The following is a 15072-nucleotide window of genomic DNA, read 5'->3' as shown; positions in this document are numbered from 1 at the left end:
TGGTCTCCGGCATCACCCACGACTGGCCCGCCGCCAACCAACCTCACCGAAAGCCACTTTTTCGGCAGCCACCTAGACCGCCAAGACCCGGCCTCTCCCCCGGTCCCGTATGGGCGAGGGGGACGACCTCATTTGGCCTTAGACTCGCTGACTGATGCCAAGCGTGATCTTCGTACTCGTAGCCCTGACCGCAGTGGCGGTTGTATCGCTGGCGATGCTCAATCATCGGCAAACGATCGCACAGTGGACGGAGGCCGCAACCCAGCTCGGCCTCGATCTGAACCCTGGAGGCATGTTCTCTTCTCCACGCATGGATGGCTTGATCTCCGGTCTAGTGGTATCTGTGCACACGATCACCAAAGGAAGCGGCAACAACCAGCAGCGATACACGCGATTTCAGGTGGAGTACCCGTCGATCGGCTTCGAGTTCGAGCTCTCCCGCCAAACCAAGGTCGGTGGTTTCTTCCGCCGGATGGTCGGCATGCAGGACGTCGAGATAGGTGACCCGTCATTCGATGACGCCTTCGTGGTCAAGACCAACGATCGTGATCGAATGTCCGCCTACCTCACGGGGCAGAGGCGGATGACGCTTCACCGGTTGCTGGCGACCTATCCAATTCTCGAGGTGAGGAACACCGGCGTCCGGGTTGACGTTCGCCGGATCATCCGTGATTCGGAGGTGCTCATCTCATCAGTGCGGCGCCTCGCCGGAGTGGGGCAAAGCCTGAGCGGAAATGCCGGTGACCTGGATGAGGCAGTCCTGGCTCGTGAGTCGGGCGACCTCGGGGAAGCACTCGGCAGAATGAGAGCAGCCGTTGAATCTCAGCCGGACGACGTGGAGCGACGGCTAACCGAACTCGACACACTGGCAGCCGCCGGCAACGTGGCCGAACTCGAAGAAAGGGTTAGGGAACTCGAAAACCTGGCGCCTGCGGATCCGGAGGTTCTCCGGTGGAAAGGTGCCCTGGCGGCGCAACCGGCGCGACCATCGGAACAGAGCGCCGTCGATACATCCGGCATCGAAGCAGCCGCGGCCACCGCCGACCTGTTCGGCGGACGGGAGATGAGCTTCGTGATCCGGGACCGCTTCGCAGCCGGCTACGCCGGGAAGCGGGTCCGCTGGTCGGGGGTCGTCAAGAAGGCCCGCAGCTACGACTTCGATCCCGAGTTCGGGCGGGGTCCGGGCATCAAGGCCGTTGTAACCGTGGCATCGCTCGAACACGACCTCTTCGGATCGACCGAAGTGGACGCCATCGTGCAGTTGCCGGGATCGGTCGTCCCAGAGAAGGGAAGCATGATCACGTTCGAGGGAACCTTGATCGGTGCCGACGCGTTGATGCGCAACTTCACCGTTGAGGAAGCGACACTGCTTGGCGCCGCCGAGGAAGCCACTTGACCCCGTTCGTTAGCTCCTGATGGGCTTCGTTTTCGGCATCGGGTCGGCTTTCTTCTTTGCGCTGTCATCGGTGCTGGTCAGGATCGGTCATCGGCACCGTGCCAGCGATGACGGAGTGTTGATGACGGTGGCCGTCAACGTTCTCGTCCTCGGCCTGGTCGCCTCGTTTGCCGTCCGTCCTCCGTGGAACGCCGCCGGGGTGACGGCGCTACTCGTAGCCGGCGTCGTCGGATCAGTGCTGGGCAGGTCGTTCAACCTCCGTGCCGTGCGCCTGATCGGCTCGACGAGGGCGAGTGCCTTCATCACGGGAACACCCGTCGTGGCCGCCATCGTCGGTTGGATCGTGCTGGCGGAGTCCCTGAGCCTCACCGAGGCGTTCGGAGGCATGCTCGTCATCAGTGGGCTGCTCTGGCTGGTTCGATTGAGAGCCGGCGCAGCCGGAGCCCTGACCGGCGAGAAAGTGCCGGTCGGGTTCTACGTGATCGCGGCCCTGGCTCCAATGTTTTTCGGAACCGCCTTCGTACTCAGAAAGTGGGGACTACAACGATTCGATAGCTCGATCATCGGCGCATTCCTGGGTGCCACAGCCGCCTTCGCGGTCCTGATGTCGGTCGATGTGTTGCGCGGGGCGATTCGCGAACGGGTGGCAGCCAACGTCCACTCGATCCCCTGGTGGTTCGTGGCCGCCGGCGTCACGACGAGCATTGCGCTCCTTTCGCAGTTCAGCGCCTTCGGCTATCTCCCCGCCTGGGTCGTCGGCATCCTCCAGGCAACCCAGGGGATCTGGGCAATCGGGCTCGGAATGCTGTTCCTCAAAGGAGACGAGCACGTGGATTGGCACCTGATGGGAAGCGTCGCCCTGGTCGTCTCAGGCGTCGTGTTGATCGCCGTGCAGTGAGGCCGCTCCGGCGGCCACCGCAGAGATCTTGTTTTCGCGCGGCAATCCCACCCTATATGGGGCGATCCCCGCGCGAAAACGGTTACCTATAGGAGAAAACACAAGAAAGAGGAAATATGACAAGGGTCGACTCAGGTTATACTGTGCATAATCACTGAGAACTAACAAAGACGGACCGGTCTGCGACCGGAAACGAAGGAGCAACCACCATGGCCAAGGCAGTCGGTATCGACCTCGGCACAACCAACAGCGTCATCGCCGTCCTCGAGGGCGGGGAACCCACGATCGTTCCAAACGCTGAAGGCGGCAGGACCACCCCGTCGGTCGTCGCCTTCAAAGATGACGAGGTTCTGGTCGGCGAGGTCGCCAAACGCCAGGCGATCACCAACCCGGACCGCACCATCCGGTCGGTCAAGCGGCATATGGGCGACAAGTCCTGGTCGGTCGAGATCAACGGCAAAAAGCTGACGGCCCAGGAGATCTCGGCCCGCATCCTCATGAAGATGAAGCGCGACGCCGAAGCGTTCCTCGGTGAACCGGTCACCGAGGCCGTCATCACCGTGCCGGCCTACTTCGACGACGCCCAGCGCCAGGCCACCAAGGAAGCCGGGGAGATCGCCGGCTTGACCGTGCTGCGCATCATCAACGAGCCCACCGCTTCGTCGCTCGCGTACGGACTCGACAAAGAGCATGACCATACGATCCTCGTCTACGACCTCGGAGGCGGCACCTTCGATGTGTCCGTACTCGAAATCGGTGAGGGCGTCTTCGAAGTCAAGTCGACCGCAGGCGACACCAAGCTCGGCGGCGATGACTGGGACGATGTGGTGATGAACTGGCTCGTCACCCAGTTCAAGAACGAGTCCGGCGTGGACCTCTCGCAGGACCGGATGGCCATGCAGCGCCTCAAGGAGGCCGCCGAGAAGGCCAAGATCGAACTCTCGTCGGTAACGGAGACCGAGGTGAACCTGCCGTTCATCACCGCTACCGCCGAAGGCCCTCTCCACCTCCAGAAGAAGCTGACCCGCTCGGAATTCCAGAAACTGACCGAAGACCTGCTCGACCGCACGAAGCGACCCTTCAACCAGGCGATCAAGGATGCCGGGGTGTCCATGTCCGACATCGACGACATCGTCCTCGTCGGTGGATCCACCCGCATGCCGGCCGTGCAGGAACTCGTCAAGGAAATGACCGGTGGCAAGGAAGCCCACAAGGGCGTCAACCCCGATGAGGTCGTGGCAGCCGGAGCCGCCATACAGGCCGGCGTGCTCAAGGGCGACGTGAAGGACATCCTTCTCCTCGACGTCACTCCGCTCACCCTCGGCATCGAGACCAAGGGCGGGATCATGACCAAGATGATCGAACGCAACACGACCATCCCGACCCGGCGGTCCGAGACGTTCACCACGGCCGATGACAACCAGCCTGAGGTCGAAATCCACGTGCTCCAGGGCGAGCGCCAGATGGCCATGGACAACAAGAGCCTCGGCAAGTTCCGCCTGACCGGCCTCCCGCCGGCGCCGATGGGCATGCCGCAGATCGAGGTGACGTTCGATATCGATGCCAACGGCATCGTGCATGTGAACGCCAAAGACCTCGGCACCGGCAAGGAGCAGGCGATGACGATCACCGGTGGTACCGCCCTTGCCGAACAGGACATCGCACGGATGGTTGAGGATGCCGAGGCCTACGCCGAAGAGGACCGCCAGAAGCGTGAGCTGGCTGAGGCCCGCAACCACGCCGATCAGATCGCTCACCAAACCGACAAGCTCCTCAAAGAACAGGCCGATCAGCTCCAAGAGGACGAGAAGGCCGGCATCGAATCGGCGCTGGCAGATCTGAAGAAGATGGCCGAGAACCAGTCGGCGACTGCGGAAGAGATCCGCAATCAGATCGAAGCCGTGCTCACCGCCTCCCAGGCCCTGGCGCAACGCCTGTATGCCCAGGCCGCGCAAGAGGAGGCCGCGGCCGGCGGTGCCGAAGGCTCGGACGACGGCGACTCCGATGAGGAAATCGTCGAAGCCGAGATCATCGATGAGGATGGTTCCGAGGCATGAGCCCCGGAATCATCCGGACTACGACATGAACGAGTACGACCGAGAAGAACAACAGGAAGCGGTGCAGGCCGAGATCATCGAGTTCGACGAACGTGAACCAATCGATCCGCTGGCCCTCGGTTTGATCCTTCCCAACGATCCCACGGAGCGAGAGCAAGTGCTTCTCAGCGCGATCGCTCAGGCACAGGCAGACGCTTCGGCCTACCTCGACGATCTCCAACGGGTGGCAGCCGACTTCGACAACTACCGCAAACGCACGCAGCGCGACCTGAGTCTGTCCATCGAGCGGGCCGCCGAGCGCGTCGTCGAGCGGGTGTTGCCCGTTCTCGACACGTTTGATGCGGCGCTGGCGACCGGAGCCGAGACCCCCGCCGAGCAGAAACTGCTCAGCGGAATGCTCAGTACCCGCGATCAGCTACTTGACTTGTTGAAGGCAGAAGGACTCGAGGTCATTCCCACCACCGGCGAACCATTCAATCCAGAGGTCCACGAGGCCATGATGGCCACCGGCGGTGGCAGCGATGCCATCGTCGTCGCCTCTGAGATGCGCAAGGGCTACACGTTGAAGGGGAAGGTCATCCGGGCGGCGCTCGTTTCGGTGAACCATGAATAAGGACTGGGTTGACAAGGACTTCTACAAGGTCCTCGGCGTCGCCAAAGACGCGCCTCAAGACGAGATCAAACGCGCTTATCGAAAGCTCGCCCAGAAGCACCATCCAGACGCCAACCCGGACAACCCGTCTGCCGAAAGTAAGTTCAAGGATATCTCGGAGGCCTACGCGACCCTCTCGAACGAGGAACATCGAACCGAGTACGACCAGGTCAGACGGATGGTTGATTCGGGCGGGTTCCAGGGTTTCGGAGGAGGCGGCGGCCCGTTCGCCGGAGGACAACGAGTGCGGGTCGAGGATCTCGGGGACCTCCTCGGCGGCGCCGGCGGATTGGGTGACCTGTTCGGTTTCAGCAGCGGGAGCGGCCGAACCGGTCCGCGCCGTGGCGCCGACCACCATGCCGAACTCCACCTGTCCTTCGAGGACGCCTTCCACGGAGTCACCACCTCGGTGGCCGTTGAAGGGGAGGCTGCTTGCCGCCGGTGCGGCGGCTCGGGCGGAGAACCGGGCACTCAGGTTCAGGTTTGTCCGACTTGCAGGGGTGCCGGAACGGTTGCCCAGAGCCAGGGGTTCTTCTCGATTTCCCAGCCCTGCCCGCAGTGTCGGGGCAACGGCAAACTCGTCGAGCAGCCCTGTTCGACGTGCCACGGCCGTGGCTCTGAGGTCCGATCCCGGACGATCAGAGTCAAGATACCTGCCGGGGTCGCCGGCGGTTCGGCCATCCGGCTGCGCGGCAAAGGCGCACCCGGCAACAATGGTGGGCCAGCCGGTGATCTAATCGTCAGGGTTCACGTTGCCCGGCATCCAATCTTTCACCGCAAGGGGCAGGACCTGACAGTGCGGGTGCCTATAACGTTCACCGAAGCGGCGCTCGGCACCGCCCTCGACGTCCCGACCCTGAACGGTCCGGTCAAGCTCAAGGTGGCGGCCGGAACGCGCAGCGGCAAGACTTTTCGGGTCAGAGGGAGAGGCGTCCCGCGTGCACGCGGCAAAGCGGGCGATCTCCTGGTTACCGTGGAAGTGGCCGTGCCACAGAAGTTGCCCAGAGCGGCCAAGAAAATGCTCGAGCAGTTTGCCGAGGAGTTCGAACAAGAGAGTCCCCGCGCCCACCTCGAGGTGTAAGCAATGGCGAGCAAACGTGAAGAAGCCGTCTATGTGATCTCGGTAGCTGCCGAGCTCGCCGGTGTGCACCCGCAGACGCTGCGTATCTACGAGCGACGCGGACTCATCGAACCGTACCGGACCCCGGGCGGCACCCGCCGCTATTCCAACGCCGACCTCGAACGGCTCTCACTCATCCAGGCGCTCACAGACGAGGGGCTAAATCTGGAAGGTGTCAAGCGGGTCCTCGAACTGGAGAACCTCCTCATGAACCTGCGTTCCAAGGTGGATCAACTCCAGGATCGGGTGCGTGAAGCCCACGAGAACGCCGAGTACCAGATCCGCCAGGTGCACCGCAGCTACCGATCCGAGATCGTTCTACACCGAAAGTCCCTACCAGACGTTCGTGGGAAACAGGAATAGCAGAGGTACCAGAGTTTCTCCGCAATGCAGTGGTCGGTTTTCGATACACAGCATTGCTGAGAAACCATCAAGCGTGGAGGATCTCAGGATCGTCGGTGAGTCCGCCTCCGCGCACCGTCGCTCCGATCGTGAGGGCGGCCGACACCAGCACCACGTTCTTGAGGATGTACTGACCCTCGAGCGTCGGCACGAGAAGCCCGGACCACGTCACGTCGGGGAACAGGACCAGCGGCGTCACCGTCCCGAGCATCTGGCCCACGAGCATCAGCAACGTCAGTCGCATTAGCTTGCCCGTGATGAGCCCGATACCTATCGCAGTCTCGAGGATTGCGAGCAAGATCCTGGCGAGGTCGTCCGGCATCAATCCGAACGAGAGCTTGTAGATCGTATCTGTAGCGAGTTGGTCTGCGGGGCTCAATCCCGGCCAGAACTTGAGCACCCCGAACCAGAAGAAGATCACGCCAATGCTGATTCTTAGGAACAGCAGACCGTGTTCGGCCAACCAGTGGGTGACGCGCGGGTCGATTTCCTGAAACGTTGTTCGGTCCATTCGACAACGGTATCGGTGCGGACGGTATAGCTGTAGTCGGAGAATCGTATGTTACGGCTCCTTTCGCATTCTCCTCGCACAGGATTGTGGGGGAGTGCCCCGAGAGGGGCGAGGGGGGCGTCTTCTTCTGCCTCGGCGCCCCCTCCGCCCTGCAGCATCTGGCAGTTCACCTGATAGACAACCCGGAAGGGGTTGTGTCGTGGGATCCGGGGGCGGAAGCCTGCTGCCGCGACAAGAGCCCCCCTACCCCCGCCTGCCGGCGGCGGCACCTTCCCCCCAAAGGGGGGACCGACAAGAGCCGCTTTGCCAACAGAGCCCCCCTACCCCCGCCTGCCGGCGGCGGCACCTTCCCCCCAAAGGGGGGACCGACAAGAGCACCGTTCTCCACTCCGCTTCGCTCGCTGAAGCGTCCGAAACGCGGTCGCTCTCAGTGTCCCTAGCAACCACGACCATTCACCTTCGGAGGAACTATTCGCGGCTAGCCCTTGACCACCCCCAGCGGGCGGAGTCTGGCCACCCGGTTGGCCAGGCCGGCCACCTCGCACACCCGCGCCACTTCGTCGACGTCTTTGTAGGCGTAGGGGGCCTCTTCGCTGAGGAGTCCGACCGAACCGGGTCGCACCGAGATTCCCTTTGCCTCGAGGCCGTCCATCACCCGGTGGCCCGTCTCCTGCCGCTTCGCCTGCTTGCGACTCATCAACCGGCCGGCGCCGTGGGCGGCCGAGGCGAAGGCCGGGTTGCCGGCCAGGCCGCGCAGCACCCAGGAGGCGGTTCCCATGCTGCCCGGCACCAGGACCGGCTGACCGACACCACGCAGATCCTCCGGTAGGTCGGGATGGCCCGGCCCGAAAGCCCTGGTGGCTCCCTTGCGATGCACACACAGCAGCCGCGTCGCCCCGCCGATCTCGTGCTGCTCGAGCTTGGCCAGATTGTGGGCCACGTCGTAGATGAGTTGCATCCCGGTCCGTTCGACCGAAACGCCGAAGGCGGCGGCGAAGCCCCTCCTGGCCTCATGGGCGAGGACGTGACGATTAGCCCAGGCGAAGTTGGCGGACGCAGCCATCGCCGCCAGGTACTGCTCACCTTCCGGGGAGCGAACCGGAACACAGGCGAGCTGCCGATCGGGGACCTCGATCCCGTAGCGGTTCATGGCAAAACCCATCAGCTTGAGCTGATCGGTACACGTCTGGTGGCCGAGGCCGCGACTGCCGCAGTGGATCATCACCAAAACCATGCCGGGGGCCAAACCGAAGGCGATGGCGGCCGCCATATCCAGGATCTCATCCACGACCTGCACCTCGAGGAAGTGATTTCCCGAGCCCAACGATCCGAGCTGCCCTCCACCCCTCTCCAACGCCCGACTGCTGATCGCTGTGGCGTCAGCTCCGGCAGACGTGCCCCGCTCCTCGCACCTGTCGAGATCCGACGACCATCCGTAGCCCGCCTCCAGGACCGTGGCGGCGCCGCCGGTCAGCGTGCGGCGCAGCAGACCGGCATCAGCGATGGCGCCTTTCCCGAGTCCACGGGGAATCCTCCGGTCTAGTTCGGCCATCAGCTCACTCCGCCTGGCCAGGAAGTCGGCCTCATCGAAACCCGAAGCGAGCAACCTCACGCCACAGCAGATGTCGAACCCGACCCCACCGGGCGAGACGACTCCGTCGCTCGCCACGTCGGTGGCGGCCACTCCCCCGATCGGGAAGCCGTACCCCCAATGGATGTCCGGCATAGCCATCGAATGGCCGACGATGCCCGGCAGATGCGCCACGTTCTCGACCTGCTGAAGTGCCCGGTCTTCCTTCACCTTCAGCATCAGCGATTCAGAGGCGAAGACCCGCCCGGGAACCCGCATCCCCGGTCCGCGAGTCAGGTCCCACACAACGTCGGAGGAGCGGACCAATGTCATAGCCCAAGCGTACGCGTCGAGGCCGGCGGGGCACTCCCCGCCGGCCTCCGAGCATCTTGGGTATCTAGCGAGTTCTCAGCGCGTCGCGGATCTCACGCAGCAGGACGAGTTCCTCGGGATCGGCTTCGGCTTCTGGTTCTTCAGCGGGACCCTTCTTCATCAGGTAGGCCTGGTAAGGCTTGATGATGAAGAAGAACACGGCGGCCGCGATCGAGACGAACTTCACGACCGCGGTCAGAAACGAACCCACCCGGATCATCGAATCGTTGATCGTGAGGACCAGCACGGAATCGAATGTCGGCTCACCGAAGATGATGCCGACAATCGGCATGACAATGAACTCGACCAGTGCGTTGACCAACGCGCCCAGCGCGACGGCCATGATCAGGCCGACGGCGATCTCGATGAGCGTTGGCCTCATCGCAAACTCTTTGAACTCTTTCAACAAGGTGGGACTCCCTCTTTTGCTTTTTCCCACCGCAGGTTAGCTTTCCACTGCACCGCTGATCTGCTCCCGGCCCGAATTGCTTACGCAATGACATCAGCCGCCGGGATGCCAGAATCGAATCGCGAGTGTCTCACACGTCGAACACGATGGTCGCCGTCCAGATGCCCCCGACCTCCCGCACTCGAAGCTCGTGGTAGGTGACCGCCTTGATCGGCGTGCCGGCCATCACCAGGTCCTCGACCGGTATCGCAGTTGCCGAACCGGCCGCCTTGTTGTCACCGGTGACGGTCACTTCGAAATCGGCGAGGGCAACGCCGTCGACCTCGGCGATCGCCAGCAGCTCCGATAACCACGCCACCAACAGCTCTTCGAGGCCGTCGCCCGTCGCTTCGACCCGGACCGTCGGCCCGAGCCGAGGCGAATCCATCTCGAACATCAGCTCGAACAACGCGGAAGCGGCGTTGGCGAAGAGGTCGGACACAGACTCTCCGTAGACCGCAACGGCAACGTCGGCGGTATGTGGCAGTATCTCGAAGCGTCGCACAATCCCATTGTGCTCGAGGAGAGAGGTCAAGCTGCCGATAATGCCCGCTATGGACAGTGTTGCCGATCTCCGCGTCCTGCTCGCCTCCCAGTTTCCGCTGCTGATGGTGGAAACCCAGGAGGAACCGCGACTGCTGGGCATCATCCGCCAGCTGGCCGGCGAGCTCGCCAGCCCGCTGTGGGTCTGGTCGTCGACGCGCGGCCTGACCCGGGACGGGGCGGAGGCCATGTACGGGACGGTCGATCCCCACCAGGCACTCTCGTTTGTCGAGGATATCCGGTCGCCGTCGGTCTTCGTCTTCGCGGATGCCCACACGATCCTGCGCGACGACATGGTGGTTCGCCGGCTCAAGGAAGTCTGCCAGGAAGCCGTGCCCGGCCAGACCCTCATCCTGACCGGACCCAACCACGAGGTGCCGGCCGAACTCGAATCACTGGCGCATGTGTGGCAACTGCGGCCGCCCGGGCGCGCTGAAATGGCCGATCTGGTCGACCGGGCGCTCGCCACCTTCCGTCGAGCCGGGATCCGGGTCGACTTGATCCCCGAAGACGTCACCGGTCTCGTGGAGGCGGTGGCGGGCCTGACCCTGTCGGAGGCCGATCGTCTGCTGCACCGGGCGGCGTCCGACGACGGCGTGGTCGACTCATCCGACCTGACGAAGGTCAGGGTCGCCAAAGCAGCCATGTTCACTACAGACGGCACACTCGAACTCGTCGAGGCAACCAGGGGCGGCTTCGACGACGTTGGTGGGATGGCGTCGCTCAAACAGTGGTTGGAGATACGGGGGCGCGCCAGAGCAGCCGGTACCGCCTCATTGGGCATCGATGACCCGCGCGGCGTCCTCCTCACCGGTGTACCCGGTTGCGGGAAATCCCTGATCGCCAAGAAGGTGGCGGCGGCCTGGGGGCTTCCGCTCGTACTCCTCGACCCGTCCCGGCTCTACGGAAAGTACATCGGCGAGTCGGAACAGCGCCTCGCCCGTGCCCTCGACTCGGTCGATGCAATGGCTCCCGTCGTCTTGTGGATCGACGAGATCGAGAAGGGCCTCGCCACCTCCGGGGATGGTGACGGCGGGGTCAGCCGGAGGTTGCTCGGCACCTTCTTGCGGTGGATGCAGGATCGGCCGGACGGCGTGTTCCTGGTGGCCACAGCCAACGACGTCTCGAGCCTTCCACCGGAACTCCTCCGCAAAGGTCGGTTCGATGAGATCTTCTTCGTCGACCTCCCCAACGACGACGCCCGGACAGCAATTCTCGGAGTGCACCTCACCGAACGCGGCCGGAACCCCGAAGCCTTCGACCTCGTTGCACTCACCCGGCTGTCTGATGGGTTCTCCGGCGCCGAGATCGAAGCGGCAGTAGTCGGAGCCCTCTACCGGGCGTTCGCCAAAGACCGGGACATGGCGACCCGTGACATCGCCATCGAAATGCAGAGCACCGTCCCCCTCTCGGTCGCCAGGGCAGAGGAGATCTCGGCGCTACGCCGATGGGCAAGCGCACGATCGGTGCCCGCATGAGATGCCACGACGGTCTCAACGCGCTACCGTTGCCGTTATGAGATTCCAGCGTCCCGCACTGGCCATGCTCGATGAGCAGGTGACCGACAACGAGGCACGGGTTCGTATCGTTCTAGCCTGGAACGACATCCCCTACGACGGGGATTCGATCGGCTCGTCCCAGGAAACTGCAAGGCCCCGGCTTGTCGGCGAGGCGACCCTGCGTGCCGTCGAACGGATCATCGGTGACGGCACCCGCCTCGACCTGAGCGGCGTCGCCACCACAGACCTGGGGACCGCTCGCGTGGCCATCGCCGAAGTCAGGCTGGAAGGATCACTCGACTCGCTCGTAGGCAGCGCCGTCATCAGGGAGAACGACCCGGCCAAAGCCACAGCTCGCGCCGTCCTCGACGCAGTCAACCGCCGCCTGGAGTTGATGCTGGGCTAGCCGGCCATGTTTCGCTGAAGTCGACCGGCATAAACGATCTCGCAGATCAGGACTGAGCTTCGTCCTCGAGTCGTTTTCGAATCCGAATGCGTTCCTCGCGACGGACGTCGGCGGCCCGCTGACGCCTGACATCATCCTCTGTGTCTGCAATGAGCGGCGGGACCGGTACGGGCCGCCCCCTCTCATCAACCGCCACCATGGTCAGGTAGGCGGTGGTCGTTTGCTCTCGATCGCCCGTCCTCGGGTCCTCTCTCCACACGTCAACTTCGACCTCCATCGACGACCGCCACGCCTGGGTAACCACCGCGTTCAACGTGACGAGTTCACCGATATGCACAGGCGCCAGGAACGTGAGCGAGTCGACCTCAACGGTGACCACCCGACCGTTGCAGTGCCGCATCGACGCCACACCGGCGGTCGTATTCGACCAGTTTCATGATCTCGCCGCCGTGGATGAATCCGGCCGAGTTGGCATGCAGCAACTGCATCACCAGGGTGACGGTTGAGGCTGATTGGGCCGGTGTCTTTCCCTCGATGGCATCCTCCTCAAATCTGATAGCATGTGACTTAGATTTCCTGGAATGGAAACGCTTACCCAGCGGTTTCCCTGTAGAGAGACAACCATGAACTTCGAACGACTCACCAACGCAACCCAACGCAGCATTCTCGACGGCAAGGCCATCGCGACATCGCGACATCACCAGTACGTCGAACCCGCCCATATCCTCAGTGCACTCCTCGGCCAGACGGACGGCATCGTCTACCCACTGCTCGACCGGGTCGGGGCGGCACCGGCCGAACTCAAGAAAAACCTCGAATACCTGCTGGCGGGACTGCCGAGCGTGTACGGCGGAGAGGAACCACACCTTTCGAAAGCGTCGCTGCAGCTCTTCGAAGAAGCAGACGAACAGCGCATCAGCTTCAAAGACGACTACGTCAGCGTCGAGCACTTGCTGCTGGCGATGGCGGCTGCCAGGGGCCCGGTCGGAGGCGCATTGCGAGGCTTGGGAGCCACGCGGGATGCCATGCTCGCCGCCCTCACCGAGATCCGCGGCAACCAGCGCGTCACCAGCACCGATCCCGAATCGGCCTTCAATGCGCTGGAGCAATACGGGCGCGATCTCACCGCCTCAGCCAGAGCACAGAAACTTGACCCGGTGATCGGACGCGACGACGAGATCCGGCGTGTCATCCAGGTTCTCTCGCGCCGGACCAAGAACAACCCGGTGCTGATCGGAGAACCCGGCGTTGGCAAGACCGCCATTGTCGAAGGTCTCGCTCAACGGATCGCAGACGGAGACGTCCCCGAAGGCCTGAAGACCAAGCGCATCGTGGCCCTCGACCTCGGGGCCATGGTCGCCGGGGCGAAGTACCGCGGTGAATTCGAGGAGCGCCTCAAAGCCGTCCTGACCGAGATCGCCGCCGCCGAAGGCTCGGTCATCACGTTCATCGACGAGATGCACACGATCGTGGGCGCCGGTGCGGCCGAAGGCTCCATGGATGCCTCCAACATGCTGAAGCCCATGCTCGCCAGAGGTGAACTGCGGATGATCGGTGCAACCACCCTCGACGAGTTCCGGAAGTACGTCGAGAAGGATGCAGCACTCGAGCGGCGCTTCCAACCGGTCATGGTCGAACCCCCCTCAGTCGAAGACACCGTTGGCATTCTGCGGGGGCTCAAGGAACGCTACGAGGTACACCACGGGGTCCGCATCACCGACGCCGCGCTGGTAGCCGCCTCGATCCTCTCCGATCGCTACATCACCGCACGTAATCTGCCGGACAAGGCGATCGACCTGATCGACGAAGCGGGATCCCGCCTGCGTATCGAAATCGATTCCATGCCGGAAGAGATCGACGACCTCGAGCGGCGCATCAAGCAACTCGAGATCGAACGCACCGCCTTGCAGAAAGAAGAGGACAACGCCTCGCTGCAACGCCTCGCCTCAATCGAACAAGACCTGGCCAACCTCTCAGAGGAGAGCGACCGGCTCAAGGCCCACTGGAATCGCGAGAAGGCGTCGATCGAGGAGGTACGTTCTCTCAAGCAACAGATCGAAGCGGCTCGAGCCGAGGCCGGACGCGCCGAGCGCGAAGGTGACCTCGAGAAGGCAGCAGAACTGCGATATGGACGGCTGCGTGAACTGAATGCTTCCCTAGAGGCCCGTCAGACCGCCCTCGATGACCTCCAAAGCGATACACGGATGCTCTCCGAAGAGGTGACCGACAACGATGTGGCAGAGGTCGTCGGCCGCTGGACCGGCGTCCCCGTTTCGCGCCTACTGGAGGGCGAGACCCAGAAACTGATCCGGCTCGAACAGCACCTCCACGAACGAGTGATCGGCCAGGACGAGGCCGTGACCGCGGTATCGAACGCTATCCGCCGCAGCCGTGCCCGCCTGTCCGACCCCAACCGCCCAATCGGATCCTTTGTGTTCCTCGGCCCGACCGGCGTCGGCAAGACGGAACTGGCACGGGCTCTCGCCGAGTTCCTCTTCGACGACGAACGGGCCATGGTCCGCATCGACATGTCGGAGTACATGGAGAAGCACACGGTGAGCAGGTTGATCGGCGCCCCACCGGGGTACGTCGGCTACGAGGAAGGTGGTCAGCTCACGGAAGCCGTCCGCCGACGCCCGTATTCGGTGATCCTCCTCGACGAGATCGAGAAAGCGCACCGGGACGTATTCAACGTCCTGCTCCAGTTACTCGACGATGGCCGGTTGACCGACGGTCAGGGACGCACCGTCGATTTCACCAACGCGGTGCTGGTCATGACGTCGAACCTGGGCTCAGAACTGATCGATCCCGGTCTTCCCGAGGAGGTCGTCGAGGAGCGGGTCCTCGAGGTGGTCCACCAGCACTTCCGACCAGAGTTCATCAACCGCGTCGACGAGTTGATCGTATTCCACCGGCTCAGCCGGGAGGAGATCCGCTCGATCGCCGAAATCCAGATCGGACATCTGCGGCGCCGCCTCGAAGAGCGTCGCATCGGCCTCGAACTGACCGAAGCTGCCCTCGACTGGCTGGCCGAGCACGGCTACGACCCGAGCTTCGGGGCTCGACCACTGAAGCGACTCGTGCAGAAATCGATCGGCGACCCCCTCGCCGTCAAGCTGCTCGAGGGAGCCTTCACCGACGGCGACACAGTCAAAGTGGACGCCGGCGAGGATGGGCTGGAGTTCGGCTAGCAGCGGA

15 protein-coding genes are annotated in these 15072 nt (G+C 63.4%); 9 read left to right on the top strand and 6 right to left on the bottom strand.

Annotated elements, in window-relative coordinates:
• The first annotated feature begins 154 nt into the window (after positions 1 to 154).
• From P1T08_14400 to P1T08_14375, 6 genes are all read left to right on the top strand, one after another.
• On the top strand, positions 155 to 1396 hold the full coding sequence (locus P1T08_14400; GenBank protein MDF1597265.1) for a hypothetical protein: 1242 nt from the start codon (positions 155 to 157) through the stop codon (positions 1394 to 1396).
• A 19-nt stretch (positions 1397 to 1415) separates the two neighbouring features.
• Positions 1416 to 2294, top strand: coding sequence for a DMT family transporter (locus tag P1T08_14395; protein MDF1597264.1), 879 nt, complete (start codon positions 1416 to 1418; stop codon positions 2292 to 2294).
• 209 nt (positions 2295 to 2503) lie between these two features.
• Positions 2504 to 4351: a molecular chaperone DnaK gene (gene dnaK, locus P1T08_14390; GenBank protein MDF1597263.1), complete on the top strand. Its 1848-nt coding sequence runs from the start codon at positions 2504 to 2506 to the stop codon at positions 4349 to 4351.
• A 25-nt stretch (positions 4352 to 4376) separates the two neighbouring features.
• A complete protein-coding gene (locus tag P1T08_14385; GenBank protein ID MDF1597262.1) occupies positions 4377 to 4964 on the top strand; it encodes a nucleotide exchange factor GrpE in 588 nt (195 codons plus the stop codon).
• Positions 4957 to 6084 carry a molecular chaperone DnaJ gene (gene dnaJ, locus P1T08_14380; protein MDF1597261.1) on the top strand — a complete coding sequence of 376 codons (1128 nt, stop codon included), beginning with the start codon at positions 4957 to 4959 and terminating at the stop codon, positions 6082 to 6084. Before P1T08_14385 ends, dnaJ begins: the two co-directional genes overlap by 8 nt.
• Positions 6085 to 6087: 3 nt before the next feature.
• On the top strand, positions 6088 to 6486 hold the full coding sequence (locus P1T08_14375) for a MerR family transcriptional regulator (GenBank protein MDF1597260.1): 399 nt from the start codon (positions 6088 to 6090) through the stop codon (positions 6484 to 6486).
• Between the two features lie 67 nt (positions 6487 to 6553).
• On the opposite strand, the gene P1T08_14370 is transcribed toward P1T08_14375, so the two are convergent.
• From P1T08_14370 to P1T08_14355, 4 genes are all read right to left on the bottom strand, one after another.
• Positions 6554 to 7036, bottom strand: a complete 483-nt coding sequence (locus tag P1T08_14370) for a DoxX family protein (GenBank protein ID MDF1597259.1) — start codon at positions 7034 to 7036, stop codon at positions 6554 to 6556.
• Positions 7037 to 7514: 478 nt separating this feature from the next.
• Positions 7515 to 8939, bottom strand: a complete 1425-nt coding sequence (locus P1T08_14365; protein ID MDF1597258.1) for an RtcB family protein — start codon at positions 8937 to 8939, stop codon at positions 7515 to 7517.
• Between the two features lie 64 nt (positions 8940 to 9003).
• A complete protein-coding gene (gene mscL, locus P1T08_14360; GenBank protein ID MDF1597257.1) occupies positions 9004 to 9384 on the bottom strand; it encodes a large conductance mechanosensitive channel protein MscL in 381 nt (126 codons plus the stop codon).
• A 133-nt stretch (positions 9385 to 9517) separates the two neighbouring features.
• On the bottom strand, positions 9518 to 9961 hold the full coding sequence (locus tag P1T08_14355) for an archease (protein ID MDF1597256.1): 444 nt from the start codon (positions 9959 to 9961) through the stop codon (positions 9518 to 9520).
• 19 nt (positions 9962 to 9980) lie between these two features.
• On the opposite strand from P1T08_14355, the gene P1T08_14350 reads away from it, so the two are divergent.
• A complete protein-coding gene (locus tag P1T08_14350) occupies positions 9981 to 11447 on the top strand; it encodes an AAA family ATPase (GenBank protein ID MDF1597255.1) in 1467 nt (488 codons plus the stop codon).
• A 37-nt stretch (positions 11448 to 11484) separates the two neighbouring features.
• A complete protein-coding gene (locus tag P1T08_14345) occupies positions 11485 to 11874 on the top strand; it encodes a hypothetical protein (GenBank protein ID MDF1597254.1) in 390 nt (129 codons plus the stop codon).
• A 46-nt stretch (positions 11875 to 11920) separates the two neighbouring features.
• Here P1T08_14345 and P1T08_14340 read toward each other — a convergent pair whose 3' ends face one another.
• The gene (locus P1T08_14340; GenBank protein MDF1597253.1) at positions 11921 to 12274 is read right to left on the bottom strand and encodes a hotdog domain-containing protein; all 354 of its coding nucleotides are present in this window, start codon (positions 12272 to 12274) and stop codon (positions 11921 to 11923) included.
• A complete protein-coding gene (locus P1T08_14335; GenBank protein ID MDF1597252.1) occupies positions 12240 to 12365 on the bottom strand; it encodes a hypothetical protein in 126 nt (41 codons plus the stop codon). Before P1T08_14335 ends, P1T08_14340 begins: the two co-directional genes overlap by 35 nt.
• 132 nt (positions 12366 to 12497) lie before the next feature.
• On the opposite strand from P1T08_14335, the gene clpB reads away from it, so the two are divergent.
• A complete protein-coding gene (gene clpB / locus P1T08_14330; GenBank protein MDF1597251.1) occupies positions 12498 to 15065 on the top strand; it encodes an ATP-dependent chaperone ClpB in 2568 nt (855 codons plus the stop codon).
• Positions 15066 to 15072: the final 7 nt, after the last annotated feature.

The sequence above is a fragment of the Acidimicrobiia bacterium genome, from assembly GCA_029210695.1.
Classification (GTDB): Bacteria; Actinomycetota; Acidimicrobiia; order Spongiisociales; family JAHEDJ01; genus JAHEDJ01.
This window is presented reverse-complemented; position numbering and strand designations above follow the sequence as displayed.

What these genes read in the sequence shown, in the direction of transcription:
- dnaK (MDF1597263.1), top strand. Translation starts at nt 2,504, where the DNA reads ATGGCCAAGGCAGTCGGTATCGACCTCGGCACAACCAACAGCGTCATC.
- P1T08_14400 (MDF1597265.1), top strand. Translation starts at nt 155, where the DNA reads ATGCCAAGCGTGATCTTCGTACTCGTAGCCCTGACCGCAGTGGCGGTT.
- P1T08_14375 (MDF1597260.1), top strand. Translation starts at nt 6,088, where the DNA reads ATGGCGAGCAAACGTGAAGAAGCCGTCTATGTGATCTCGGTAGCTGCC.
- P1T08_14340 (MDF1597253.1), bottom strand. Translation starts at nt 12,274, where the DNA reads ATGCGGCACTGCAACGGTCGGGTGGTCACCGTTGAGGTCGACTCGCTC.
- P1T08_14370 (MDF1597259.1), bottom strand. Translation starts at nt 7,036, where the DNA reads ATGGACCGAACAACGTTTCAGGAAATCGACCCGCGCGTCACCCACTGG.
- dnaJ (MDF1597261.1), top strand. Translation starts at nt 4,957, where the DNA reads ATGAATAAGGACTGGGTTGACAAGGACTTCTACAAGGTCCTCGGCGTC.
- P1T08_14345 (MDF1597254.1), top strand. Translation starts at nt 11,485, where the DNA reads ATGAGATTCCAGCGTCCCGCACTGGCCATGCTCGATGAGCAGGTGACC.
- clpB (MDF1597251.1), top strand. Translation starts at nt 12,498, where the DNA reads ATGAACTTCGAACGACTCACCAACGCAACCCAACGCAGCATTCTCGAC.
- P1T08_14350 (MDF1597255.1), top strand. Translation starts at nt 9,981, where the DNA reads ATGGACAGTGTTGCCGATCTCCGCGTCCTGCTCGCCTCCCAGTTTCCG.
- P1T08_14395 (MDF1597264.1), top strand. Translation starts at nt 1,416, where the DNA reads ATGGGCTTCGTTTTCGGCATCGGGTCGGCTTTCTTCTTTGCGCTGTCA.
- P1T08_14365 (MDF1597258.1), bottom strand. Translation starts at nt 8,939, where the DNA reads ATGACATTGGTCCGCTCCTCCGACGTTGTGTGGGACCTGACTCGCGGA.
- P1T08_14385 (MDF1597262.1), top strand. Translation starts at nt 4,377, where the DNA reads ATGAACGAGTACGACCGAGAAGAACAACAGGAAGCGGTGCAGGCCGAG.